Genomic DNA, 25,515 nt, shown 5'->3' on the forward strand with positions numbered 1-25,515 from the left:
TTAATTAATAGCTTAACTATTCAATTCATTAATAAAATCCATCAATTCATGTTGTTTTTCAGGCATTTGAACGACCTTATTTCGAGGTTCAACCGAAGGTTGTTTAGCCCTCTTACGAGGTTTTATCTGATTTAAATACTCCTCCTGTTCCTTTTTCATCTTTTCTAGCAATCTATCATGCTGCTCTACCACATAATCCTTTTCATCAACGTAGTGCTCATAGACTTTCATTGTGTCTGCTTTTGCACTCCAATTCATATAAATTCGTAATCGTTTAATTGCCTTGTCCTGTTCTGCTTTATCCTTGTATTCTTCGCGAATCAGCCGAATACTACGGGTCACGAACCAATGACGAGTTTTATGAATATTGATTTTTATTTCTGCTTTTTCCATCATAGTTGACCAGTTTTTTAGAAAGGCATCATAAGTGTAGGGATTTCCATACTGATTAAGAAATATCGGAGTTTCATCAGGAATGTCATTCATGTTTAAACCACTTTTATCAACTTTCTTTCTCTCACCATGGATATAACGATCAAGTAGTTTTAACGTGTCATTATCTACTTTCAAAAACTTTGTTCTTTTTCCATGACTTCCCTTATTAAAGGTGGCAAATTCACCCTTGTCATACCTAGCACGATAGTCACCAAATGTAAGCTCAATAACCTCTCTTGCTCTTGCCCCAGTTTGAAATAACATTGTAGTAATAATTTCATCTCTAAGCTTCCATTTACTGTCCTCCCCAGCCTTATAAATCATAGAGGGGAGGTGAGGATCATCAATAATCTGAGGTTTCCACTCACCATTTAGGACCTTAAAATAAGAGTCGGTTAATCTTCGAGCACTTTTAGGTAAAGGTTCTTCTGTACCTGCCTCTTTAGGCATTCTAGGTTTTCCTTCCCTAACACCCTCCTTTAGGGCTTGGTGCTCTTCTAAAATGGCGTGTGCATCAATTAGGGGGTTGGGATAAGGATACATCCTTACATGAATCATGATTTTGTAAAAAGATTTTAAAGCACTTAACAATCGGCTGACAGTGTTAGGACTTTTATTTGTTAGCTTTACATTGTAATACGTTTTGCTATCGCTTGTTGTAACCTTACAATGAGCTTCATGCATCAAAAAATCCTCTATGGCTACCCGTACAATGTGGGGTTCATCATCCCACTTTACAGTTCTTTCTTGATAATTACTGCCAGTATGCAGCCAGGTGAAAAAGGTATAGAGTGTTTTTAGATAGGACTCGGCACTACTTTCTGCAATTCTGCCTAATGCCTCTTTATAAAAAACCGTGAGAGGCAGGAATGGTTTAAGGTGTTTATCCAGTACAATCAATTTAAACTTCCTAGCTTTTACCCCTTCGGGGCATTTTACGTGATGATACAAACTTTCCACCTCTATCAATCCACCTTTATTCCTGTTCTAACCAATTGTATAAAGGAATCGTTCCTGTCCGTTGTCCCTTTGATCCCAGCGATTCATAGTCACGTTGGGTGAAATCGACCAACTTCTTTTTTTCTCCGTTTGTAATCGGATCTGGCATCCAATTCTTCGTTTTAGCTGCTTTTACAAACTTGTATGGGTCATCAATAGGTCTACTTTGTTGCCTTATAATGAGACAAATTTCAAGTGCACGTTCCAACGGCAAAGAGCTAAGAACCTTATGTACTTCTTCTGAAAGGGAAGTAAGAGTTGCAACTTGGTATGCCAATTTGATTATTTCAGACTTGTTGTAATCTGTAGGGGTTGATGTGCTATTACTCTGGGCAGCTTTTTGGGAGGAACTCGTTAGGGCTGCCACATCACTTGCAGGTATCCTCCAACCTTCTTTACGGCTGTTTTGGATTGCACCTGGAAACATCCCATCTTTTATCTTTCTTTTTATAGTTTCTTCATTTTTGTAGCCCAAAAGGGCTGTTACTTCTTTAACTGAGAAATACTTTTCCATGCGAACCCTCCTTGAAAATGAATGAACTCATTATGTTGTTAAATAGAATATATGTTCTATTTTAAGGTGTATAATGAAGGAAGGTCAACCATTAATTTCCATTATCTATAATTAAATTATTGTGGTAATAAAAGTGGTGATAAAAAGGGTAAATGTAGCGATAAAAGTCTCGATAAATCCCCAAAATGTAGTGATAAAACGAAGAAAAAATCATAAAAAATAGGCGTATCAAGCAAAGTGTTGATACGCCTTAAAACTACATTGTTAAACAACATAGGTTGTCGTGTAGTAATACTTATATTTCTTTAATTATCTTAGATTCAGTATTACATATTAACATAAGTCTTTCTCCCGAACAGTTTGTAAGCATACAGAACCGTAGGTTCGGTCATTTTGTTTTCTAGGTCTCGTATCAAGGTGTAAAAACTGTCCGTTTAGGAGATCATATTCGAGTTGAATTTTAATACCGGCCGTATGACTACTTCCTCCAGATTCTTTGTAAGCAGAAGCAAAGGTGTCCGGGAGTTGAAAGGTAGTGGAATCTAATATGCGAATCTGCTTAAATAAAGTGATGTAACTATAAGGCAGCGTTTCGGCTGCGTATAGCTTTTGAGTAAAAAGATGCGAAAATAGTTGTTGAAGAAATTATACAGCTCGCGTATTGAATCGCTTATTAAGTCCTTCTGGACTCATGAGCACTCCCGTATAAGCTTTCTAAGCGGCTACATAATGTGTTAAAGATGTACTTGCAACTTTTTGACTCAACCACACGCAAAGTGCTACTAATTCCTGAGATTGATATTTACTTTTAAGTTTTGTAAACCCAGCTTCCCTTGCAAGCTTTTGAAGAGCTTGGGGTGCTAGATGTCGTTGTAGTTCTTGAGAAAAAAGCTGTAACTCACCTGAAATGGATACCCTGCATCAACTTAAATACGGCATGAGTCCAGTACAATACCTGACTCATGCCGTATAAGGGAACTCTCTTTTGGGTGTCTACTTGACAGGTACTAGTTCAGCTTTTGAAACACCCTTTTTTACCTTAAAAACAATGTGAAGGCAAAACGAAAGCAGCACATGCATGCCCTATTGCTTGCTTTACTTCGTCCAGGAAATTTCTAAAACCATTTTTCCAAGCACATGGTCTAAAGGAACATATCCAATCTGCCGACTATCCCGGCTATTATTTCGGTTATCTCCCATCACGAAAACGCAGCCTTTTGGCACTACCCATTTTTCGTTAATCCCAACGTACATAGCTTCTTTAATATACGGTTCATCCAACGCTTGGCCATTTCGATACAGCTTGTTTTGCCTGATCTCAAGCTCATCACCCGGCTTGCCTATCACACGTTTCACATAAAGAGATTGACCACCTTCGCCTGTAGCTAAAAACTGCAGCAACGGATTTTCTAGAAAATCATCCTTAAATGTGCGCTCTCTACCTAAGCGACTATCGATAATCACAATATCACCGTACTCAGGCTCGCGCAAAAAAGTGTGCGGCAACTTAGAGACGATGATTCGCTCTTGATCTGCCAAGGTAGGGTCCATAGAATGCCCCTCCACCTTATAGGGTTGAACGACAAACACGCTTACCACTATAGCGAGCACCAAAGAGACCGCAAAAGAGCTGATCCAGCTCCACGCCTCTTGCATTATATTCTTCTTCAACTCTCTATCCATCCTTCAATCTTTTATGGTATGTAAAAAGATTATCATGGTAAAAGCCACCGTGACAACCTTTATATAGAGCATATACATAGTTTCTGAAAGTTAAAACCTTATTGTTCTTACGTTATGAAGAATGTGTTCCTCGGACCAGAGATTTGCCGCTCATTTCCTTCAGATTCCGCGTCACCACGGACGCCCTTGCGTGAAGCTAACCGCTACTACTGCCTTCGCGGCTCGGGACTTTGACCCATTGCCAGGCGCACCAAAATAAGCTGTGGAGAAGACTTTCTCCACAGCTTGAAAAGCTTTTAGCTTGTGAACTTTAATTTGATGGCTATGGGGCAGCCCCGTTTATTTTTTAGATTAAAGTTACTGATAAAGGGTTTCTGATCTCTAGCGGGTCTTGTGATTTAAAAGGTTGATTCACTTCAACAATTGGTTCCTTTGATTCAGTATTCGATATGTCCTTCTGAATGGGACTTATTTCTGCTGGTACACCCATGTCATTCATTGCTAAAGGGAATTGATTTTGTTTAGTCAAAAGTATCACCTCCACTTTTATTATTGCTTTTCTGAAATTAATTAAAATGAATCCTCTAATCTAAATAGTGGTAATTGGGGTTTATGATAAAGAAAATAATTGTTTCTTAAAAAATTGGAAAGAATAAAAACTAAACAATTAGTGAGTAGGAGGGATTTAAATGAAAGAAAAGAAACCAACCTTAAAAATAAGGTCAGCCTCTTTTTATTATATAGAAAACCACTTTATTGAAACTAAAAACTTGGTAACTCTGTGCCCTGATAATGGAAACCCGATTAGGTTGTAGAGGTAACGAGTGATTTTTTTATTTGTTTTGTCTTCACCGGTTGGTGGGACAATTTCGAGCATTCGCTAAAAGCAAACTGTTTACAGCCTATGCACGTATTCTTCTCTAATTGTGCCAGTGCGGAATTAAGCGCATCCCCGGTATGTTCAAAAAAGTATTTTTCTCCTATTTTTTTATGCAACCCGGTTGTCCAAAGTAATTCTTTCGGCTGCTGTTGGATGCCAGAGATCATCACCTGTTGTTTTTGGTTCTTTAATTGCTTCACAATCTTGGTGAGGAGTGCTTCTCCCGAGGTATCAATGAATGAAACTTTGCTCATTCTTAATAGAAGTACTTTCGGTTTCGAACGAAGAATTTCTTCTAGTTCTTCTTCAAACCGTTCTGTGGATCCAAAGAATAACGGGCCTTCTAATGTATAAATACTAATTTGCGGGCAGTTAGAACCTCGCTGCACGATTTCCGGTTTGACTAGTTTATCAGTTGGATCCGGCAAAACCTTTGACACTTTCAACGTACCGCTCATTTTTCGAACAAATGCCAGAAGAGCTAAAAGGATACCTCCCCCAACCCCTGTTGTCAGATCGACAAATACGGTTAACAGGAAGGAAGCGATTAATACGAGCGAATCCATGGTTTTCGTTTTTAAGATATGGGCAAACTCTTTGCGTTCACTCATATTCCATGCGACAAACATAAGAATAGGCGCCATACTAGCTAACGGAATGGCCGAGGCATATGGCGCTAGCATGACTAACACCAGTAATACTACACCCCCATGGATCACACCGGATAAAGGGGAGGCAGCACCGTTTTTAATATTTGTTGCTGTTCGTGCGATGGCGCCAGTAGCCGGGATTCCTCCAAATAGAGGCGTAATCATATTGGCCAATCCTTGTGCCATCAGCTCCTTATTGCTGCTATGCTTACTGTTGGTCATGCCGTCTGCCACTACAGCAGATAATAAGGATTCAATTCCTCCAAGCATCGCAATAACGAAAGCGGCTGGAAGGAGTTCGATTACTAAACTTCCAGTAATCTGCGGAAACTGAAAGTTCGGCAATTCACTCGGAATCGCTCCATAAGTCGATCCAATGGTTGCGACTTCATTAGGGAAGAAAAAAGCAGCGACTAGAGTTGATACAATCAATCCCAACAGTGCTCCAGGGATCTTTGGCATATATTTTGGCGCCAAAATAACAATCGACAAACTGATAACTGCTACCAGAACACTGTAGGCGTTTATCGTATTTAGATTCAACAAAATTTCCTTCATATTTAAAAGAAATGTTTCCTCTTTTTTCAAGTTGCTAAGTCCTAAGAAATTGGCAATCTGGCCAGAAAAGATAATCACAGCAATTCCAGCAGTAAAGCCGATGATAACAGGATGAGGGATAAACTTGATAAATCTCCCCAATTTGAACACACCCAAAAGAAAAATCATAATCCCTGCCAAGAAGCCGGCGATCAACAATTTTTCATAGCCAAACTGCATCACCACTCCCAATAAGACCGGGACAAAGGCCCCGGTTGGACCTGCAATTTGATATTTCGATCCGCCAAAAAGAGAAACCAAAATTCCGGCAATAATCGTAGTATAAAGTCCGTATTCCGGTCTTACGCCTGAAGCAATGGCAAAGGCCATCGCTAAAGGAATCGCCACAACCCCAACGATCAATCCAGCTACGATATCTTTTTGAAAACGGCCTAAGTTATATCCGTTAAACCGGCTAGAAGTGATCATTTAAACACCCCTGCTTCCCAGAATGGGTATGTTCGTACCGTTCGAATTGACATCTGCATACCCATCGATCACCAGATCCAATTTCCCCGTTTCAGGATCGATAGCCATCCCATGGATCGGTATATTTCCCGGAATTAAAGGGTTATTTTTAATTACACGGACACTATTGGCGACACTTTCCTCAACACACGGAAAACCGGTCAGCCACTTGACCAAATCGATTCCGGCGTTTGTAAGGGTATCGATTCGATCCTCGTCAATTCCATTCTGCTTTGCTTTTTCAAGAATAGAGGATGCCTGAAGGCCTACCATACCGCAGCCATGATGACCGATCACACACACTTCTTCAGCTTTCAGTTCATAAATGGCGACGAGGATGCTGCGCATAATACTGCCAAAAGGGTGAGAAACAACAGCACCAGCGTTTTTGATTATTTTTGCATCCCCGTTTTTCAATCCCATTGCTTTCGGAAGCAATTCCAGTAAACGAGTATCCATGCAGGTTAGGATGACTATTTTTTGATCTGGATACTTTGTAGTCTGAAACTCTTCATACCTGTTTTGATCTACAAAAGCTTTGTTATAATCGAGAATTTTCGAAATCGTAGACATAGATTTTTTCCTCCTTTTATCTGCCAACTTTTTCGTAGTGTTAATTAAAGAATTGATGTAACTACTCAGCTACTCCCACCTCAACGTCGTTTTTCATTTCCCTTGCTTCCTAGGTTTATCTCCCGTATCCCCGGTTCACACTACAAGTAGATTGATAAAGGCAATGAAGCTTGTTTCCAGCCACATAAACAAGGGTGTGAGTAATTACGATTTTTTCTTCTAGGCTTCTATATGCAAGTGATCTCATTGCTTCTTACCGATTCTACTATACGGACAAAGAGTGAAAAGAGAGTGAAAACAAAGATAAATTTTTTGATAGAGCATATTACTTACGTGTCCGAAGTGTGATCGGCACTTTAAGGAAACAAGGAAAATACATTTTTCACACTCTAAAGGGATACGGAGAGACTAGAACCATCACATGGCTGCCTGCCTGATAAGCAGGGGATGCCACTTGGTATCCTCTATTTATCTTGCGCATCTCTAGGGAGCCTAAGTAGTTACGAATTAATCTATTGGCATAGCCATTTTAAAAGAAAATTGTGAATATTTTATGCATGATTTCTAACAAGTTCGTTACGCTTTTTAAAGCGCTCCCATTTTTATCTATGGTATTAAAACTTTGTAACATAGCAATAGTATTTCCCTTCTTATCCAGCGGACGAAGAAGCTTAGAGAGAAAATAAGGTTTCGATACTCACAGTTTCAGGAACTTTTCCTCCTTTTACTTTGTGGTCTGTTTCGGCTGCGCTGGTATCGGGCTAAGTAAACTAATGTGTAGGTAAAAATCCAAACAACGTCAAACAAGCACATAAGCATACAAAATATAGAAATAAATACTTCAGAATATACACGATTCTGATGAACTAAATAAATTTCCATCGATTTTTAATTTTAGCACCAGAACCGTTTCGTTCATGCAGACTGATTTTTGTCAATAATATGTATTTTTACTTAGAACGATTTCATTTTAAAGTAGATCTAATCATAATAAAGAATGTGATCTCTAATGTTATAGTAAAACTCAAGAGGATATGTAAATTTAGTACTTAATTCTTAACTACTATAGTTAAATTCTTCATATACGTACATCTAGGAGGGAAACTTAGCTTGAAGAAATTTTTAAAAGTACTTGCCGTTTTGACCATACTTTCTATGACTTTTGTTGTAATAGGAGGGGTATTAGTAACAAACACAGGTTCTGCGGATGGTTGTGGACAATCTTGGCCACTTTGTGATGGACAACTTGTGAAACTTTCTGATGTTACCCCGCAAAAACTAATTGAATTTGCACATAGAGCGACAACCTTTATAGGTACTATTTTTGTGTTTACTCTTGCTATTTTAGCTTCTATTTTTATTAAAGAAAGACCAGAAACCAGACCTCTTGCCATTACAGCTGTTTTATTTCTTATTATTCAGGCATTAATGGGTGCTGCTGCGGTAGTATGGGGGCAAAACCCATATGTTTTAGCCTTGCACTTTGGTATTTCTCTAATTTCATACGCTGCAGTGGTATTGCTTGCCTTACTGATATTTGAAGTGGATAAAAAGTTTGATGCTCGACATTTGGTAATAGATAAGAAAATGCGAATCAATCTTTATGCATTGTCCATTTATACGTATATAGTAGTTTACTCAGGAGCGTTGGTACGCCGTGTAGGGGCAGAGCTCTCTCTTCCTCCTTTTCCTTTTCGTAATGGAACGTTGATCTTTCCTCACACAAAGGGAGAATTTGTTCAACTAGGACACCGTTCCTTAGCGCTCCTACTTGTTATCTGGATTGGATATGTCACTTATGTAACATGGAAGGAGTATCGTCAGTACCGTGTCATGAAGTACAGCATGATTATTTCAATGATTCTTGTGCTGTCACAAGCAACCACTGGTATCCTTATTGTCGTAACACAAATGAATTTATATGTTATCCTCGCACATTCGTTAATCATTACGTTATTGTTTAGTGTATTTAGTTATTTGATGTTATTAGCCTCACGTAGTCAACATAGTGCTAAAAATAGTAAGGAATATACAAAAAGTGAACAAATTCTCTAGTGTTACTATCCAAACGTATATATTCTATAAAAGATAAGTATAGAGCTTATCTTTTATTATCTACTTAAAAAATGAAATCCTTTTTGCCATGCAAAGAGGGTTTTTAAATTATATTGATTTGTAAAAGGATTCTAGTGCAAACATAATTGGGGTTCAGCCGAAATATGTGCAAAACTAGGTCACGATAATACAGTATTTTCCAAATATTAATTTTCAAGAACAGGTGTAACAAAGTTATTCATTTTTGTTACAAAAACTTTGATAACATATCATTTTACATTTATATCCATATGAATGACCATTTTTGGACTTATCTCGGACTATCCCCTACAGACAAAAAGAAAAAGTTTACGATGAATCGTGAACTTTTTTTTTAGCACTTGTTCCCAATCGTACATTTACATCTCAAAACTATTATAATGATAATAAGACTTAAAGGAGAGATGGACATGAGACGCTATCAAGTTCTTTTAGTGGTACTTATTTTACTAAATATATCGTTTACAGTATATCAAACTGTTTTTCATCAGGATTATCTGGTAACCCAACAAGTTTTTTATGTAACGTTTGTACATAGGATTCTTCATGTTATTTCACTTTAGACTCTTTTACATGTTTAAAACCTTTTCGGGGAAATGTGTATTGCTCAAAACATACAATATACAGCCGCTACTACCAAAAAATTTAGTGAGGATAGGAATAACAAGGAGTCCGCTTTCTCATAATATCCGTTAGTAGTATGTACTCATACTCTCGGATAAAGGGGCACGAAAATATGTATCAGCGAATATTAGTTTGCTTTATTCAATTGTTTCTACTTATTTCTTTGTTAGCTGCTTGCAATAATGCTACAACTACAAGGGAGAAAAACCTGTCTTTGGAGAAGCAAAATGACGAAAAGGGCACGAAAGAGAGACTCCAACAATTAAATACTGGAGACGAAAGAACGAAAAAACAGCCTGAAGATCTATCTAGTGTGAACATTGGAGTACCTATCCAAACCTCTGGTGTGCAGATTACAATTGAATCAATTGAGCAAAAGGATATGGTGGGAGTTGGATTTGGGAAAGAAAAATCAAAAGAGGGATTCTCTTTCATTGGAGTACGATATTCTATAAAAAATAGCTCTAATCAGCTAGTTAGATCTTCTTTTCTCCCTGACATGAAGCTAATAGATGCAAATGGTAATGAGTTTGTGTCTAACGAGGATGCTAGTACTCATTATGCTGCAGAAACAGGCGCTAATGATATGAGATTAATGAGTGGGCTAGAGTCGGGAGTTACGGTACAAGGCAGTAGATTGTTTGAGGTTCCTCAAGATACTTATGGGAGCGGCAATGCTTACATTATCATTAATAACTCTTATAAAGTACCGTTACAGTAACTGGCTTTTTAGTGATAGCCCCTCTTTGCATTTACAATAACAAGGGCACACAAAATCAAACAATCAGCTAATAGCTAACACCCGAAAGATATATAACAACGAAGCTATCCCAAAAAGGTTACTAAATACAACCTTTTGGGGATAGCTTCTGTTTTGTTTTGGATATATCTGAACAATCCTTGAAGCTTTTCTTACTTTCAAGACTCCAGACTACTTATATTTTGGTTTGCGTTGCCCACTTTTCAAATTGTAGGCAATACAAATAAGCCTCCAATATATCTGATTTTTTGCGAGCCCTCATAGGGAAAATCGGTTGAAGCGACGATTGTGTTTGATTTGACCAAATACGAGCTCTACCTCTATTTTCCGTTGTCTGTATTTTGCTTGTCCTTCCTCCGTTGCCAAGCGTTCTCGGACTTCTTTTCGTTACTTCTGGTTCTCTAGAGAAATTATTATGGTTTTGGTGTCATTTTCTCTAGCGTATGAAACTTGGAAGTGGCAGCCTTGACAATCTCTGCACCGATATACACGTTTCACCGACATATACTCGTTATCCGATTGTCTTTTGGTTCCCCTCTGGAATGTCAGTCGTTTTCCATTTGCATAAACCCATTCATCATAATCCTCCTCATATGTCATATTTTCTATACGACCGATCTCCTTCTTCCATGCCTTTGTTTGTTCCGCATCCAGTGTATTGTATTTGATGAACGGCAAAGTAGTTGCCTGTATGCAGAACATTTACAGGTGTTTCTCCAATAATAGTTACCAAAAACCGTAGAACCTCTCAAAATCTAGGATATATGTACAGAAATCAACTTACGATAACTTCTGTTATGTAACAATAAGTCTTTCAATACTAGAACTAAAAAAAGGGGACGTAAGAGGCATCCATCATGAAACTCCTTGAACAAGGACATACTACATCTATCTTAATAAGGAGGTTCAACATGAAAAATCAATCAAATAATCTTCGTCATACCTTAGAGGATTTAGAGGATAGCAGATTTAACACTGCTGGATATACTTCTAGTGAAGTAATTACGAATAACATTTACAATAAATAAAAATACGATCCACTTCAAACAGGAATTTCTTACATCTGCCGATAATCTCCAAAACACAAAGGCAGCAACATCCAACTTTGATAACAAGTACAGTAAAGATCATAGTCGCGATTAACCGATTTTCAAACGTTCCGCAGCAAGCAGATTCTTTTCACCACTAAGAAGACGATCCCTACAATCGACTTTATTTTTTGTTTCGATAATACTTTATATACAAATAGGAGGAGACCGTGAAAAAAGGAAGAATACTAAAAGGGATGGGATTTCTAATTGTATTAAGCGTAGTATTTATCGAGATAATAATTAAAAACGCAAGAGTAAGTATAGGTGTTATGACTATAGGAATAATTATGAACCTTATAGGAAGTTGGATTGTAAGGAAAGAAAGAAGAAAATTAAATATAAACAATTTTTAGTAACACAAATTATATAAACAAAAACAAGCTAATATGAGTTATATGGGCATGTAGCGGTATAGCGGTACCACTAATAGGAAAAAAGACGAATCTTATTTCTCTTCTTCTGAAGGAGTCTTTGAGAATTGAAATACAAAAACTTTTCTGATTCCAAGCTCAAAAAGAAGTGGGTAAATTAAAATAGGAAGATGAAAATGCAAGTAGAAGACAAGAAGACACATGATAATGGACACCAAGATACAACAATTATAACTTTCCGAATCTCCATAAACAGCCACCTTACATATAAGGGTACAGTACTTTTTAGTATAGAGCTAACAGCAAGCCTATTAGAACTTGCTGTTAGCTCTAATTGTTATATCAAATCTTCAGGAGAAGAGAACAATCAAATGTTCCTTTTTCAATTTGTATAGTTGCATGTTCAATTCCAAATCGATATTCGGAACTTTGATGAATAAGTGGGAATTTGAAGTAGGAAGATAACAAATGCTCGATTATCACTCTAAAGGAGGAATTCAACATGAATCAGCCATGTACTGTTTCTCCAGCAGAGTAGGGACAATTTTCAAAACGCAAATCAACCGTAGCGGCACCTTTCCCAAAACGAGCTAAAAATTTCTTAAACATGTTTGTCTCTACCTCATATTTTATCCTTTTGCATTGTGATACATGTATGTATGAATGTAATCTACGGAGACAAACAGCAACTTAAGAGGTTGCTGTTTGTTGTTCCAACTGTGTTTTGCGAATCTCAATTCGTTTGATCTGGTGCATATCTTTTGACAGTATCTTAAACTCGTAGCCATCGGCTTCTATGATCTGCCCTTCTTGAACCTCATGGTCTTGTACCATGATCCATCCTCCAATTGTATCTACATCGTCAGAAATGATATAAAGATCGAACAAGTCGTTAATCTCTGAAATTAACACCTTTCCGTCCACAATTTTATGATACTCACTGATATGTTGAACTGGCGGTTGCTCGTCCTCATCATATTCATCACGAATCTCTCCAACGATTTCTTCTAAGATGTCTTCTAATGTGACAATTCCAGCCGTACCACCATATTCATCATATAAAACAGCAAGTGGAATACGTTTTTTCTGCATTTGTAATAGCAAGTCGTGAATCGGTATGGTTTCCATCACTTCAATTACGGGACGAGCATACGATTCGATGGATTGTGTTTTATCTTTTTGTCCACTTATATGACGGATGAATAAGTCTTTGACGTTAACCATCCCAATGATGTCGTCTTTGTCTTCTCCGAAGACTGGGTAACGGGTATACTTTTCTTTTGAAATAATGGTCATTTGTGTTTCGATAGTATCGTCTGTATATAAGCCAACAATTTCTGTTCTTGGTACCATGATTTCTTTGGCAATCCGATTATCAAATTCAAATATATTCTCCACATACTTATACTCAGCTTGGTTAATTTCCCCGCTCTCATAACTCTCTGACAAGATTAACCGAAGCTCTTCTTCCGAGTGTGCTACTTCATGCTCAGAAGCTGGTTTCAAACCGAAAATCCCTACTACTACACGTGCCGATCCATTTAATGCCCAAATAAACGGGTAAGCGATCTTATAGAACCAAATTAAAGGTTTTGCAAACAGTAAGGTGATCTGTTCCGCTTTTTGAATGGCGAAAGTTTTTGGCGCAAGTTCTCCTACCACTACGTGTAAAAACGTAACGAGCGAGAAAGCTACAATAAACGAAATCGTATTTGCAGCAGCATCTAAAAAATTCCATTTTTTAAAAATCGGATCCAGAATATGCTTTATAGTTGGCTCACCAAGCCATCCAAGAACGAGGGCGGTGACAGTAATCCCCAACTGACATGCTGATAGATACTCATCCAAGTGTGAGGTTACCCGTTTTGCAGCCAACGCTCCTCTTTTTCCTTCCGCAACAAGCTGGTCAATCCGACTGCCTCGAACTTTTACCATCGCAAATTCGGATGCGACAAAGAAACCTGTAAAAGCGATTAAAATCGCTATGAGAATCAAATTAAATACCTCCAACTAATCCCCTTAGTTCGATGAACTAAGAGATCCACCTCCTGTATAGGGAATCTTTTCGTATCCTTACACTCTTCCTCACTGCCTTGGAAGAAAATCGTGATATATTTGATAAGCTCTAATACAGAAACTAAAGCTCCTGCTACATATGTCAGAGCCGATGCTCCTAACACCTTATTAATACTCTTCGCATCGCTTTCATGAATCATACCTTCTGCCAGTATAAGCTTCTTAGTACGAGAACTTGCGTTAAACTCAACCGGCAATGTAATCAATTGAAACGCAACTGTGATAGAGAAAAATAAAATACCGATTCCACTAAGAGATAGTGCTTGAAACAAAAATTCGCCTAATAATAAGAATGGAGTGGCTCTAGATGTTCAGTTTAAAAGCGGAAACATACGATGACGCAACGCCAAAAATCCATATGATTTGTCATGTTGAATAGCGTGTCCTACTTCATGTGCCGCCACCGATACAGATGCAATGGAACGACCGTAATATATATCTTCAGACAAGCGTACTGTTTTTGCCATCGGGTCATAATGATCTGATAAACGCCCCGGCACCAATTCAATTGGTATATGGTGCAGTCCATTATTATCTAATATGCTAATATGCGCCGCGCTACTTCTACACCACTCAAACAGGAAGATGCACGCACTTCCGACCATGTATTAAAACTCCTTTTCACTTTAAATTGCGGCTCACACAGATATACCAACCGCAATCAAAATCAAAAAAGCCCATGGGGTGAAACAACATATTTTTCCTGTCTCCTTTATAGTAAAAATAATAAAAGTGTTCGCATTAAAACGGATGTATGTCCAGATGTTTGATTTCTTAGTTCCTGTCTTTGCTCCTCACTCAAATCTTTCAACAATGAATGAACTTGTTCAAGTTCATCCTCCAGCTGATGAATATGTTTTGTGAGTTCCCCTACTTTGTCTATTGCAGGTGCTTCGTTTTGCATAACAGTCTGCTTTTCTTTCATGAGCTCTTTTATTTCACCAAGAGGGATGTGCATTTGCTTATATTTTTCAATTATCCGCAGTTTATCTAAGGTTGATTGATCGTAATATCTGTAATTGGAATCTGAACGCTGTGCGGTTAATAAGCCTAAATTCGTATAATAATCAATGGTTCGCTTCGAGACTTGAGACAATTGAGACAACTCTCCGATTCGGTACAATTTCCCAACGACTTTCCCTCCCTTATCCGTTATTATTTACTACATTACTGTACAGTGAGGTATACAGTCAAACGTTATGGTTTGTGTTTGTTTTGGTTCACCAATAAAACATGTTACACATCGTACACCATTACTAGTAACAAAAATTTCATACGATAATAACAGTAAAGACTCCTATCCGTTTTTTCTCGGACTTTCATTGTTCTATACATTTTGTACAAAATAGTCTTAAGATGCAACGAGATCCTTTCAGGTGGAATCTCTTCGCATATGTCTATTCAAACAGGACAATACAAAAATGAAGTGACAGTAAGTGCGTTTTATGTGAATATAGATTTATATATAGTATCAGGAGGATTGATGATGTCTCACGATTTACGTTATAGCTCTAAATATAAAAAACGAAGAAGAAGAATCGCTGTATTCTTGATGCTCCCTCTTCTCTGTATTCTCATTGGAGGAATAGGTTACGTGGCATATTTATATATAAAAGCAGGGAATGTCGCGCAAGCATCCTATAAGGGCTTAGAGCGCGGCGAAAAATCTAACAAACGCTTAGAAGCAGTAAAGCCCTTAGAAGACAATATCTCTATCTTAATTATGGGTGTGGATGAGAGCGAAGAACGGAAAGAGGAGAAAAACAATTTTGGAGGCTCATTCCGAACAGACGCGTTACTTTTAGCTACGTTAAACAAGGATGATAAATCCATCAAACTGGTAAGTATTCCTCGTGACACACGTGTATATATTCCAAGTAAAAAACGAAAAGATAAAATTACTAATGCCTACGCATATGGCCGTGCGAACAGTACGATTCAAACAGTGGAAAACTTTTTAGATGTGCCGGTTGATTATTACGTAAAATTGAACTTTGATTCCTTCGTAAAAATTGTGGATACTTTAGGCGGAATTGAAATGGATGTCCCGATTTCCGTTACCGATTTTAACAGTAAAAAAAGTGGGTTTGTGGAAGTGGAAAAAGGCTATCAAAAGTTGGATGGAGAACAGGCACTTGTCTTGGCAAGGGCACGCTACATTGATAACGATTTTATGCGCGGACAGCGCCAGCAACTCATCATTGAAGCAATTGCCAAAAAAGCTCTTTCCCTTAATTCCGTTACAAAAATGGCAGATTTAATCGAAGCGGCAGGAAGCGAGATGGAGACTAACTTGACTTTTGATGATATGATCGGCGTTGTAAAAATCATGCTTGGAACACAGTTAAACATGGAAAAGCTTCAAATTAAAGATACTGATGAATATATTAACGGCGTTTATTACGCGGAGCCCGATGAAGAGAGTGTAAAGGAAATTAAAGAAGTAGTAAAACAGCATCTTGGATTAGCATCCAAAACAGAGAAAGTGACAGATACAACTAAAGATACAGATGAAGAAACAAACCAATAATGAACTGCACCCCAATGGTTAGACAAAAAAATCTAACTATTGGGGTGTTTCTTTATGTTAAAATACACAACTGAATTCAAATTAAAGATCGTCGAACATTATTTACAAACGAATTGTAGTAAAAAAAGCCTCGCTAGGAAATTCGGAGTTTCCCGAAGTGATGTCCAAAAGTGGATTGCTCTATACGAAAATCAGGGTGAGGCAGGCTTGGTTTCTACCTATACAAACTATGATATTCATTTTAAACTGGACGTACTTAATTATATGAGCAATACGGGAGCGTCCTACACAGAAGCAACTGCGGTATTTCGTATTCCTTCCCCTCAAACGGTTTGGAAGTGCATGGATACAGAAGGGGTTGACGCTCTTCAACCAAAGGTAAAGGGGCGTCCAACTCGAACAAAAAGTCTAAGAAAAAATTACCTTATTGTGCTAGAAATAGAGCATTACTACGCTACAAGGCGTGAACGAATATGCATAAAGTAAGATGTATAAGAAAAGATGGAAAGAGGGAGAGAAGAAGATTGGGGAGCTTCTGAATCCCCTTTGTAGTTAGGAATAGTTATTGACATATTGCAGATATAATACATATAATGATAACAAACATATGAACATATGAATTATTGTTCATATAATGAGGGGTGTGAGAAAATGATAACATCCAAACGACCTGAAACATTAGAAGTGTATGGGGAAACGTGTAACCAAACGGTTATTCATGAAGAAGTGGTAGAAAAAGTAAAAGGAATGATTCCAAATCAAGAAGTCTTAACAGAATTGGCAGAATTATTCAAAATATTAGGAGATCGAACAAGGACTCGAATTCTTCACGCATTGTTCGAATCAGAGATGTGCGTATGTGATATTGCCTATCTATTAGGTATGACGCAATCTTCTATTTCTCATCAATTGAGGGTACTGAAGCAAGCTAAGCTTGTGAAAAATCGAAAAGAAGGAAAAGTAGTGTATTACTCACTTGCTGACAGTCACGTTATCCAAATTTTTGATCAAGCATTCCAACACGTCAATGAAGATAAAGAATAAAGAGGAAGAGGGACGAGAAACGGATGGAGGCACAAAAACAGAAGGTAAAGCGGGAATTTACGTTAGAAGGATTAGATTGTGCGAATTGCGCCATGAAAATTGAAAATGGTGTAAAAGGGATATCAGGTGTTTCAGATTGTTCGGTTAATTTTGTAACCAAGACACTCACGTTAGAAACAGAACAGACACAAGAGGAAACAGTTGTATCAGAAGCAAGGAAAAAAGTAAAAATGTTAGAACCGCATATTAGCGTACAAGAAAAAGGAACCGCTAAAAAAGGATCTTCTACTCGTACTTTATACTTAAAAGGATTAGATTGTGCGAATTGTGCTGCTAAAATTGAACAAGGCGTAGGACGTCTAGAGGGAGTTACATCTTCTACCGTCGATTTTGTCTCAAAAAAACTGATTATGGAAACTGCTAATCCAGCTGACATAGATCGATTAGAAGCAGAAGCAACGAAAATTGTTAAGCAACTAGAACCGGATGTAGAAGTCGTGTCAGAATCGCATGATCACGGTCATAGCCATGGTCATGATCACGGAAGCGAAAATACGAAAAAAATGTTGGTTCGAATAGGGATTGGTGCTGTCCTAGCTGGTATCGGAATGTTTGCACCTGTTTCTGGCGTGGGAGAGCTCGGGTTGTTTCTTATCGCTTATCTTATTGTAGGGGGAGACATTGTTTTACGAGCTGTCAAAAATATTCTGAGAGGGCAAGTATTTGATGAGAACTTTTTGATGGCCCTTGCGACGATTGGTGCATTTGCCGTCAAACAGTATCCTGAAGGGGTAGCTGTTATGCTGTTCTACCAAGTAGGAGAACTGTTCCAAGGGATTGCAGTTAATCGCTCTCGTAAGTCTATTGGTGCGTTGATGGACATTCGTCCAGACTATGCCAATGTAATAGTGGGAAATGATACAAAACGGGTATTACCAGAAGAAGTAAAGATTGGTGATCTCATCATAGTAAAGCCAGGTGAAAAAGTACCGCTAGACGGAAAAGTGATAGAAGGTCGCTCCATGGCCGATACCTCTGCCTTAACAGGAGAATCAGTACCACGGGAAGTGGAAATTGGAAGTGATGTGTTAAGTGGATTCATTAACAAAAACGGAGTCTTAACGGTAGAGGTTACAAAAGAGTTTGGAGAATCAACAGTATCTAAGATTTTAGATCTTGTTCAAAATGCAAGTAGCCGAAAAGCACCGACAGAAAACTTTATTACTAAATTTGCCCGTTATTACACCCCTGTGGTTGTCATCGTTGCAGCGGCATTAGCAGTAATCCCACCACTTGTAATAAGTGGAGCCACATTTTCTGATTGGGTGTATCGTGCATTAGTATTCTTAGTTATTTCCTGTCCGTGTGCGCTTGTAGTTTCCATACCACTCGGATTCTTTGGGGGAATTGGTGCTGCTTCAAGAACGGGGATCCTTGTAAAAGGCAGTAACTACTTAGAGGCCTTAAATGATGTGAAGTACGTTGTATTTGATAAAACAGGTACACTAACCAAGGGTGTGTTTGAAGTGACAAGCATCCATCCAACGGGTGTTATGTCTAAAGAAGAATTGTTGGAATATGCAGCATTTGCAGAGGTACATTCTAACCATCCGATTGCCCAATCTATTCGAAATGCATATGGGAAAGAAATGAAAGAAGAAACTATACAAGATTACAATGAGATTTCTGGACACGGGATTCAAGTTACAGTGGATGGAAAAGAAATCTTAGCTGGTAATGCGAAGCTTATGAAGAAAGAACAAATCTCGTTCCAAGAGCCAAATGAAATTGGAACCATTGTTCATGTCGCGGTAGATAAACAATATGCTGGATACATTGTCATTTCCGACGAAGTAAAAGAGGACTCAGCACAAGCGATTCGTTCCTTAAAAGAACTAGGCATTAAAAAGACAGTTATGTTGACTGGGGATGCTAAAGCAGTCGGAGATGCAGTAGGAAAACAGTTGGGACTGGATGAAATACATGCAGAGTTATTGCCACAGCATAAAGTAGAAGAAATTGAAAAGTTAGATGCACAAAAATCTGTGAAAGAAAAGCTTGTATTCGTTGGAGATGGAATTAATGATACACCTGTTTTGGCACGAGCAGACGTGGGAATCGCAATGGGCGGATTAGGTTCTGATGCAGCCATTGAAGCGGCAGATATCGTTATCATGACAGACGAACCTTCTAAAATCCCAACAGCCATTGGTATCGCGAAACGCACTCGTAGGATTGTATGGCAAAATATTCTATTTTCTTTAGGTGTAAAGGGCGTATTCCTTCTATTAGGGGCATTTGGAATTGCAACTATGTGGGAAGCAGTGTTCTCGGATGTGGGTGTAACGTTATTAGCTGTTTTAAACGCCATGCGAGTGCTTCGAGTAAAAACTATATAATAGCTAGAAAGTCAACCATTTCAGTGTTTGAGTGGTTGACTTTCTTTTTCCCAGCATCATTTCAAACTTATATAGAATGAGAATGAGCGAAAGGAGGATTTATGAATTCGACAAAACCGAGATCACGAGCAGTATGGAAAAAATCTATGTTGTTTGTGCTTATAGCAGCGCTTGTTATGAAAATATTTTTATTTGTCCCCTTTAAGGTAGAGGGCTCCTCTATGCAACCAACCCTTCATAATCAAGACAGGTTGTTTGTCAATAGGCTTGCAACGCGTCTTTTTTCAATAAAACGCGGAGATGTTGTCATCATTAAAAAACCGAAAGATCCAAAATATTATGTGAAAAGGATTGTAGGCTTGGCTGGTGATACAGTCAAAATCGTGGACGGAAAATTATATATTAATAGTCAAGAGCAAGAGGAACCATATCTGAATCAAGCACTCATTCAAGAATATAAACGCTATTTAAATTTTGAAGAAGTAACAGTTCCGAAAAATAGTTTGTTTGTGCTGGGGGATAATCGCTTAGATAGTATGGACAGTCGTAATGAGCTAGGGTATATCTCCCTTACATCCATTGTGGGGAAAGCTGAATGGATCTATTATCCCTTAAACAGAGTAATGTTTATAAAATGAAGCTCCTTGGTATAAGAAAATGAATGGGTATGATTCTACAGATCAGGCAGATGGCAGGACTTCTCCAAAGAGAAAAAGAGAAGTCTTGCCATCTTCTTACCAAGAATACCTATACAAAAATGAAATAAACCCACAGAACATGAGGTTCTCCATGGGTTTTTATGTTTGCGTTGATTTTTTCTGAAGCAGGCTGTTCTGCGACTATTCTGCAATGAGCCATTGTAGAAAAAGTTTATACATACCCTCATATTATCTGGTGAAATATTTAGGTATGTATAATTACACAATTTATGATGCGCTCCAAAGTACGAAATTATCTGCTCAACGAGTTTTGGCAGATAGCAGTGATGTGACAAATATTCTTAACAACGTAAAAGCAAATTATGCAGAGCCTAACCCTGAGTACTTTGGTAAAGGAAAAGGTATGAATGTAATCTATTCATTCCAAAACTTTCTCATTAATTACAAACTTAATGGACAAGAGGTAACACCATTTTTAAATTCACTAACACAGGATTCCAGTACACTTTATTTTGATAACTTCTTCCAGTAAACAGGACAAGGTAAATCATCTGATGCTGAGTTTATGTTGGAAAACTCTTTGTTTGGATTGCCGCAAGGATCTGTGTTCACAACAAAAGGACGGAATACGTATCAGGCTGCTCCAGCTATTTTAGGTCAACAAGGATACACATCAGCTGTGTTCCCTGGTAACTACAAGACTTTTTGGAATCGTGATGAAATTTACAAATCATTTGGATATAATAACTTTTTTGATGCTAGTTATTATGAGATGAATTCAAAAGATGTACTCAACTACGGTCTAAAAGATAAGCCGTTCTTTACAGAATCTGTTCCGATGCTGGAATCCTTAAAGCAGCCATTTTATGCAAAATTTATTACGTTATCGAACCATTTCCCATACACTATTAGCAAAGAAGATGCAACTATTGAGCCAGCTAATACAGGTGATGAAACTGTTGATCGTTACTTCCAAACAGCACGTTACTTAGACGAGGCTGTCAAAGGATTCTTTGATTACTTGAAACAATCTGGATTATATGATCGTTCTATTATTGTTCTGTATGGCGACCATTATGGAAACTCAGAAAACCGCGGTAAAGAGATGTCCCAAATAATGAATAAAGAGATTACACCATTTGAAAATGCACAATTACAGCGTGTCCCGCTAATTATTCGCGTACCTGGTGCGAAAGGCGGTGTCATGCATCAATACGGTGGGGATATTGACGTTCTTCCAACACTTCTTCACTTATTAGGCATTGATACAAAGAATTATGTACAATTTGGTACAGATTTATTATCACCAAAGCATCAACAAGTTGTTGCATTCCGTAATGGCAGCTTTGTAAGTCCTACTGTTACTGCGCTAAATGGTAAGTATTATGATTCTGCAACAGGAAACCTAATTGAGAAAAATGATGAAATAAAACGTAATGAACAAATGATACAAATGAAGCTAGATCTTTCTGACAAGGTAGTGTACGGAGATTTATTACGTTTTTACACGCCTGAAGGCTTCCAACCCGTAGATCGTTCTAAATACGACTACAATCGTCGTGACAGTAAATAAGATGAAAAAGTATAGGAAAGTGGTTTGAGTGCAAAACATTTACTATCAAGCATAGAACCATTCGTTTTTTCCGAGTTTACGAATTAAGAAGCTAATCACCCAAATAGTTTATGAATGAATTCGTTTTGATTCTAGATAAACTTTGCTCATGATGAAAAGACAGCGTGAAATAAGGTCATTGCTAGACTCACCAAGATTTCCGATTTTCCTCATGTATTTCAGAGGGTGTCCCCATAGCTATCAAGTTAAGAAAATGATATAAAAAGACAAAGTAATGACCATCCTGATTCAGTGCACACCTGAATATTGAAAGGATGGTCATTACTTTGCTTATAACTCCAGTATCTCCAAAATATATAGATTGGATACCCTTTTTAGACACATGTAGACCAATTTTCTCTCCATCACGCTTACAAGAGTTAGCTGTACAACTTGGGTTTAAAAAGCTGAATCAAAAATCAAGCCCGAAGATTTTTTTGCCTTATGCGCTCCCTTTTTGGAAATGAGTTCCGTAATTTCAATTAAATCTTTTATAGAACGAGACAATCGAGTTAAATTGGTCACGACCACTGTATCCTCTGGTCGTAAAAATTCCAGCATATGATTAAGCTCAGGTTGATCACGCTTTGTTCTTGTTACTTTTTCAAAAAAGATACGCTCACATCCAAAGTCCTCTAGTCGCTTTTTTTCGATCTAAATTCTGATCTATGGTAGAAACACGCATGTATCCAAATTCCATATGTATTCTCTCCTTTTAATATAAGTTGTATCAAAAACACCTTTGCGTAAGTATTGTTACATGTTTTTGTTACGTTAGTTATGCGAGATTACTAGCTTAAAAAATTGGCACGAACCACTGTAACAGAAACGTTCGTTTTTGCTACAAATCCTATCGATGCCAATAAATTGGTAAATATTGTACCACTACGACTTAGTTTTACACGTATCTTGGCTGAACCCAAAATGCAGTTGTCTCTTATAGTCTAGTTGCGATTTTGCGGAACTTTGGTTAAATTGGAAGAGAGTAAGTGATTTATTTGCTTCATTTTCATGTTATTTCACTAAACTTTCACCAAATTTTTGTATGGTACAAGCATGATAAGTTGGAGAGGAGATAGAATATGGGTTACTATGATCAAACTGAGATGACTACAAGATTCGAAGAAAAACCGCAGCGTCGCAGCAGGAAGGGTTATTTTTTCTCCGGCTTTGTTGGGGCGGTTATCGGAGCTGCGGCTGTGACTGCGTCGATATCTTATATACCGACGCTTCAAAATAAAGAAGGACAAGCTTCCGTTGTTCAGCAGGTGCAGCAAAGTAAAGGGACGGCTGTGCCTGTTGTGAATAACATGAAGGAGACAGATCTTTCCGGCATGATTCAGGGGGCAAAGGAAGCAGTGGTCGGCGTCATTAACTATCAAACAACGGATATGCTTGGTGCACAGGATTCCGAGGCCGGTTCTGGTTCTGGTGTTGTATATAAAAATGTAGGAAATAAAGCCCTTATTATTACAAATAATCACGTAGTAGAAGGAGCAAATCGTCTTGAGGTGAAGCTTGCAAACGGTCAAAAAATTGCAGCTAAGCTTGTTGGGGCAGATAAGTGGATGGATTTAGCTGTGGTCGAAATTGACGGAACGAACATCAAAACGATTGCAACCCTTGGTGATTCCGATAAGGTGCGTGTCGGTGAGCAGGCGATTGCCATCGGGAATCCGATTGGTTTAGATGGAACAGTTACAGAAGGTATTATCAGCAGCAAGAATCGTGAAATACCGGTAGATATTGATCAAGATGGCAACGCAGATTGGCAGGCACAAGTATTGCAAACAGATGCTTCTATTAACCCTGGTAACAGCGGTGGTGCATTGTTTAATGAGAACGGTGAAGTAATCGGTATTAATTCCAGTAAAATTGCACAGGAAGCTGTGGAAGGAATCGGCTTTGCAATTCCGATTAATGCAGCAAAACCAATTGTCGAATCACTTGAAAAGTATGGAGAGGTGCAGCGTCCGTTTCTTGGGGTACAGCTTCGTTCTCTGAATGAACTATCAACGTCCGCAAGCGGACAATTAAACCTTCCGAAGGAAGTGACGGGCGGAGTAATTATTTTGCAAACAACCGCAAATTCCCCTGCGGCAAAGGTAGGCTTGCAGCAGTATGACGTGGTTGTAGCGCTCGATGGTCAAGAAGTGAAAGACTCTGTACAGTTCCGAAAGTATCTGTATGAAAAGAAAAAAATTGGAGATGAAATGAAGGTATCCTTCTATCGCGACGGGAAAAAGCAGGAGAAGACAATTAAGCTTAATGCAAATGTCGACTAAGAGAACCGACTGTTTCTGTTGAAATGCTCCGTTCTCTTTTTTTGTATACTTTTGGAAAAGGAGCGGTTATGATACTATGTCAAGAGAGTAGACACAGATTTCTACCGCACTTTCGTTTGGGTGAAGGGAAAATCAAGCTGCAGACTCACGCTAGGCTCGTTCAAATTCATTCGGCGTACGTATCCTAGGGTCGAGTGAATCCTTTTGGAATTGTAGAAGAACTCGATGTATGCAAACAATGACTGTTTCTCTTCTTCTCTTGTTTTATACTTTGTTTGATAGACCAGCTCACGCTTCAGAATGCCGTGAAAGGACTCCATACAAGTATTGTCGTAACAATTTCCCTTTCCGACTCATACTACCTGTCATACCGTACTGTTTTAAGAGCCTTTGATATTCAGAAGAGGCATACTGCACACCGCGGTCTGAATGATGGATGACGCCTTTCTCGGGCTTTTGGCGCTTGTAAGCCATTTGCAGTTCTGCGATGACGAGCTCTTTTGTCATGGCCCAGCCTACGATTTTACACGAATACAAGTCCATGCCGGTTGCCAAATACAACCAGCCCTCGTTGGTACGAATGTAAGTAATATCTGTCATCCATCGCTCGTTCGGTTTGCTGGCTTTGAACTATCGAGCCAGGATGTTTTCACTGACGGGATGTGTATGTTGAGAATTGGTTGTAGCCTTGTATTTCTTGACTGTACATGACTTCCACTTGTTCTTTGTCATAATGCGAGATACCGTTCGCTCACTAACCTTCACACCTCGCTGGTTTAGCGTTTTTGCGATTTTCACTCTCCCGTAACGCTGCTGGTACTCTAGGTGAGTTTGCAGAATCATCTGTGATAACTTCTCATGTTGCTTCGGTCTTTCCGTCTGTCACTCTTGGGGCTCTTGATCCACTTGAAGTAACCGCTTTTAGACATTCCCAACACGCTGCAGATTTTCTCCACTCGGAACTGAGAGCGATGTTCATGAATAAACTCATACTTTACCGAGGACTTTTCGTGAAGTACTGCATCGCCTTTTTTAAGCTTTCATTCTCCTCCTTCAGATCACAAATTTCCTTCTGAAGCGCTTTAAGTTTCGCCTCGGCAAAAGAGAACGTTTGAACCGCCTTCACCTCTGGTTGTACCATAATCCCTCATTACCGGAAGTGCCATGCCCA

Annotated in this window: 19 protein-coding genes and 6 pseudogenes; 11 read left to right on the plus strand and 14 right to left on the minus strand. The window is 38.5% G+C overall.

What is annotated here, in order from left to right:
• Positions 1–12 precede the first annotated feature (12 nt).
• The 5 genes and pseudogenes from AC6HZ4_RS04420 to AC6HZ4_RS04440 form a co-directional block, all read right to left on the minus strand.
• Entirely contained in the window at positions 13–1,395 is a 1,383-nt protein-coding gene (locus AC6HZ4_RS04420) for a tyrosine-type recombinase/integrase (protein WP_497490795.1), read from the minus strand.
• Positions 1,396–1,411: 16 nt separating this feature from the next.
• Positions 1,412–1,948 (minus strand): helix-turn-helix transcriptional regulator, encoded by a 537-nt coding sequence (locus AC6HZ4_RS04425; RefSeq protein WP_497490796.1) that lies wholly within the window; start codon positions 1,946–1,948, stop codon positions 1,412–1,414.
• A gap of 336 nt (positions 1,949–2,284) precedes the next feature.
• Positions 2,285–2,857 (minus strand): annotated as a pseudogene (locus AC6HZ4_RS04430) (IS4 family transposase); the annotation flags it as partial.
• Positions 2,858–3,043: 186 nt separating this feature from the next.
• Positions 3,044–3,604, minus strand: a complete 561-nt coding sequence (lepB, locus tag AC6HZ4_RS04435; protein WP_497495597.1) for a signal peptidase I — start codon at positions 3,602–3,604, stop codon at positions 3,044–3,046.
• Between the two features lie 373 nt (positions 3,605–3,977).
• Positions 3,978–4,160, minus strand: coding sequence for a hypothetical protein (locus tag AC6HZ4_RS04440; RefSeq protein ID WP_497493819.1), 183 nt, complete (start codon positions 4,158–4,160; stop codon positions 3,978–3,980).
• Between the two features lie 160 nt (positions 4,161–4,320).
• Between AC6HZ4_RS04440 and AC6HZ4_RS04445 the strand changes: the two genes are divergently transcribed.
• Positions 4,321–4,446, plus strand: coding sequence for a hypothetical protein (locus AC6HZ4_RS04445; protein WP_497493820.1), 126 nt, complete (start codon positions 4,321–4,323; stop codon positions 4,444–4,446).
• On the opposite strand, the gene AC6HZ4_RS04450 is transcribed toward AC6HZ4_RS04445, so the two are convergent.
• Together AC6HZ4_RS04450 and AC6HZ4_RS04455 are read right to left on the minus strand one after the other, a co-directional pair.
• Positions 4,436–6,187 (minus strand): SulP family inorganic anion transporter, encoded by a 1,752-nt coding sequence (locus tag AC6HZ4_RS04450; protein WP_497493821.1) that lies wholly within the window; start codon positions 6,185–6,187, stop codon positions 4,436–4,438. The two genes, AC6HZ4_RS04445 and AC6HZ4_RS04450, sit on opposite strands and share 11 nt — an antisense overlap.
• Positions 6,188–6,799 (minus strand): beta-class carbonic anhydrase, encoded by a 612-nt coding sequence (locus tag AC6HZ4_RS04455; RefSeq protein WP_497493822.1) that lies wholly within the window; start codon positions 6,797–6,799, stop codon positions 6,188–6,190. It lies immediately after the preceding gene.
• Between the two features lie 1,110 nt (positions 6,800–7,909).
• On the opposite strand from AC6HZ4_RS04455, the gene AC6HZ4_RS04460 reads away from it, so the two are divergent.
• Both AC6HZ4_RS04460 and AC6HZ4_RS04465 read left to right on the plus strand, forming a co-directional pair.
• Positions 7,910–8,854, plus strand: a complete 945-nt coding sequence (locus AC6HZ4_RS04460) for a COX15/CtaA family protein (RefSeq protein WP_497493823.1) — start codon at positions 7,910–7,912, stop codon at positions 8,852–8,854.
• A 775-nt stretch (positions 8,855–9,629) separates the two neighbouring features.
• Positions 9,630–10,238, plus strand: coding sequence for a DUF4352 domain-containing protein (locus tag AC6HZ4_RS04465; RefSeq protein ID WP_497493824.1), 609 nt, complete (start codon positions 9,630–9,632; stop codon positions 10,236–10,238).
• Positions 10,239–10,535: 297 nt separating this feature from the next.
• Here the strand turns inward: AC6HZ4_RS04465 and AC6HZ4_RS04470 are convergent, their stop codons facing one another.
• A complete protein-coding gene (locus AC6HZ4_RS04470; RefSeq protein WP_497493825.1) occupies positions 10,536–10,643 on the minus strand; it encodes a transposase in 108 nt (35 codons plus the stop codon).
• Positions 10,644–11,535: 892 nt separating this feature from the next.
• Between AC6HZ4_RS04470 and AC6HZ4_RS04475 the strand changes: the two genes are divergently transcribed.
• On the plus strand, positions 11,536–11,721 hold the full coding sequence (locus AC6HZ4_RS04475; RefSeq protein WP_497493826.1) for a hypothetical protein: 186 nt from the start codon (positions 11,536–11,538) through the stop codon (positions 11,719–11,721).
• A gap of 708 nt (positions 11,722–12,429) precedes the next feature.
• On the opposite strand, the gene AC6HZ4_RS04480 is transcribed toward AC6HZ4_RS04475, so the two are convergent.
• The 3 genes and pseudogenes from AC6HZ4_RS04480 to AC6HZ4_RS04490 all read right to left on the minus strand — a co-directional run bounded on the left by AC6HZ4_RS04480 (position 12,430) and on the right by AC6HZ4_RS04490 (position 14,938).
• Positions 12,430–13,749, minus strand: coding sequence for a hemolysin family protein (locus AC6HZ4_RS04480; RefSeq protein WP_497493827.1), 1,320 nt, complete (start codon positions 13,747–13,749; stop codon positions 12,430–12,432).
• Between the two features lie 68 nt (positions 13,750–13,817).
• Positions 13,818–14,511: pseudogene (locus AC6HZ4_RS04485) on the minus strand (zinc metallopeptidase); the annotation flags it as partial.
• Positions 14,512–14,527: 16 nt separating this feature from the next.
• On the minus strand, positions 14,528–14,938 hold the full coding sequence (locus AC6HZ4_RS04490; protein ID WP_497493828.1) for a MerR family transcriptional regulator: 411 nt from the start codon (positions 14,936–14,938) through the stop codon (positions 14,528–14,530).
• A 363-nt stretch (positions 14,939–15,301) separates the two neighbouring features.
• Here AC6HZ4_RS04490 and AC6HZ4_RS04495 point away from each other — a divergent pair, with 363 nt between their 5' ends.
• The 6 genes and pseudogenes from AC6HZ4_RS04495 to AC6HZ4_RS04520 all read left to right on the plus strand — a co-directional run.
• Positions 15,302–16,345 carry an LCP family protein gene (locus AC6HZ4_RS04495; RefSeq protein ID WP_497495598.1) on the plus strand — a complete coding sequence of 348 codons (1,044 nt, stop codon included), beginning with the start codon at positions 15,302–15,304 and terminating at the stop codon, positions 16,343–16,345.
• A 54-nt stretch (positions 16,346–16,399) separates the two neighbouring features.
• The gene (locus AC6HZ4_RS04500; protein ID WP_497493829.1) at positions 16,400–16,831 is read left to right on the plus strand and encodes a transposase; all 432 of its coding nucleotides are present in this window, start codon (positions 16,400–16,402) and stop codon (positions 16,829–16,831) included.
• 165 nt (positions 16,832–16,996) lie between these two features.
• Positions 16,997–17,389 carry an ArsR/SmtB family transcription factor gene (locus AC6HZ4_RS04505; protein WP_497493830.1) on the plus strand — a complete coding sequence of 131 codons (393 nt, stop codon included), beginning with the start codon at positions 16,997–16,999 and terminating at the stop codon, positions 17,387–17,389.
• Positions 17,390–17,412: 23 nt separating this feature from the next.
• Positions 17,413–19,788 carry a heavy metal translocating P-type ATPase gene (locus AC6HZ4_RS04510; protein ID WP_497493831.1) on the plus strand — a complete coding sequence of 792 codons (2,376 nt, stop codon included), beginning with the start codon at positions 17,413–17,415 and terminating at the stop codon, positions 19,786–19,788.
• Positions 19,789–19,889: 101 nt separating this feature from the next.
• Positions 19,890–20,426: a signal peptidase I gene (gene lepB, locus AC6HZ4_RS04515; protein WP_497493832.1), complete on the plus strand. Its 537-nt coding sequence runs from the start codon at positions 19,890–19,892 to the stop codon at positions 20,424–20,426.
• Positions 20,427–20,676: 250 nt separating this feature from the next.
• A pseudogene (locus AC6HZ4_RS04520) lies at positions 20,677–22,020 on the plus strand (LTA synthase family protein); the annotation flags it as partial.
• A gap of 459 nt (positions 22,021–22,479) precedes the next feature.
• Here AC6HZ4_RS04520 and AC6HZ4_RS04525 read toward each other — a convergent pair.
• A pseudogene (locus tag AC6HZ4_RS04525) lies at positions 22,480–22,759 on the minus strand (recombinase family protein); the annotation flags it as partial.
• A gap of 382 nt (positions 22,760–23,141) precedes the next feature.
• On the opposite strand from AC6HZ4_RS04525, the gene AC6HZ4_RS04530 reads away from it, so the two are divergent.
• Positions 23,142–24,344, plus strand: a complete 1,203-nt coding sequence (locus AC6HZ4_RS04530) for a S1C family serine protease (RefSeq protein ID WP_497493833.1) — start codon at positions 23,142–23,144, stop codon at positions 24,342–24,344.
• 101 nt (positions 24,345–24,445) lie between these two features.
• Here AC6HZ4_RS04530 and AC6HZ4_RS04535 read toward each other — a convergent pair.
• Together AC6HZ4_RS04535 and AC6HZ4_RS04540 are read right to left on the minus strand one after the other, a co-directional pair.
• Positions 24,446–24,944, minus strand: a pseudogene (locus AC6HZ4_RS04535) (IS3 family transposase).
• A gap of 30 nt (positions 24,945–24,974) precedes the next feature.
• A pseudogene (locus tag AC6HZ4_RS04540) lies at positions 24,975–25,190 on the minus strand (IS3 family transposase); the annotation flags it as partial.
• Between the last annotated feature and the right edge of the window lie 325 nt (positions 25,191–25,515).

This window comes from Ectobacillus sp. OTK, assembly GCF_059698935.1.

Bases quoted from the DNA above. Each gene is read 5' to 3' on its own strand.
- AC6HZ4_RS04425 (WP_497490796.1), bottom strand. From the start codon at position 1,948: ATGGAAAAGTATTTCTCAGTTAAAGAAGTAACAGCCCTTTTGGGCTAC.
- AC6HZ4_RS04500 (WP_497493829.1), top strand. From the start codon at position 16,400: ATGTTAAAATACACAACTGAATTCAAATTAAAGATCGTCGAACATTAT.
- AC6HZ4_RS04450 (WP_497493821.1), bottom strand. From the start codon at position 6,187: ATGATCACTTCTAGCCGGTTTAACGGATATAACTTAGGCCGTTTTCAA.
- lepB (WP_497493832.1), top strand. From the start codon at position 19,890: ATGAATTCGACAAAACCGAGATCACGAGCAGTATGGAAAAAATCTATG.
- AC6HZ4_RS04445 (WP_497493820.1), top strand. From the start codon at position 4,321: ATGAAAGAAAAGAAACCAACCTTAAAAATAAGGTCAGCCTCTTTTTAT.
- AC6HZ4_RS04495 (WP_497495598.1), top strand. From the start codon at position 15,302: ATGTCTCACGATTTACGTTATAGCTCTAAATATAAAAAACGAAGAAGA.
- AC6HZ4_RS04530 (WP_497493833.1), top strand. From the start codon at position 23,142: ATGGGTTACTATGATCAAACTGAGATGACTACAAGATTCGAAGAAAAA.
- AC6HZ4_RS04455 (WP_497493822.1), bottom strand. From the start codon at position 6,799: ATGTCTACGATTTCGAAAATTCTCGATTATAACAAAGCTTTTGTAGAT.
- AC6HZ4_RS04505 (WP_497493830.1), top strand. From the start codon at position 16,997: ATGATAACATCCAAACGACCTGAAACATTAGAAGTGTATGGGGAAACG.
- AC6HZ4_RS04465 (WP_497493824.1), top strand. From the start codon at position 9,630: ATGTATCAGCGAATATTAGTTTGCTTTATTCAATTGTTTCTACTTATT.
- AC6HZ4_RS04510 (WP_497493831.1), top strand. From the start codon at position 17,413: ATGGAGGCACAAAAACAGAAGGTAAAGCGGGAATTTACGTTAGAAGGA.
- lepB (WP_497495597.1), bottom strand. From the start codon at position 3,604: ATGCAAGAGGCGTGGAGCTGGATCAGCTCTTTTGCGGTCTCTTTGGTG.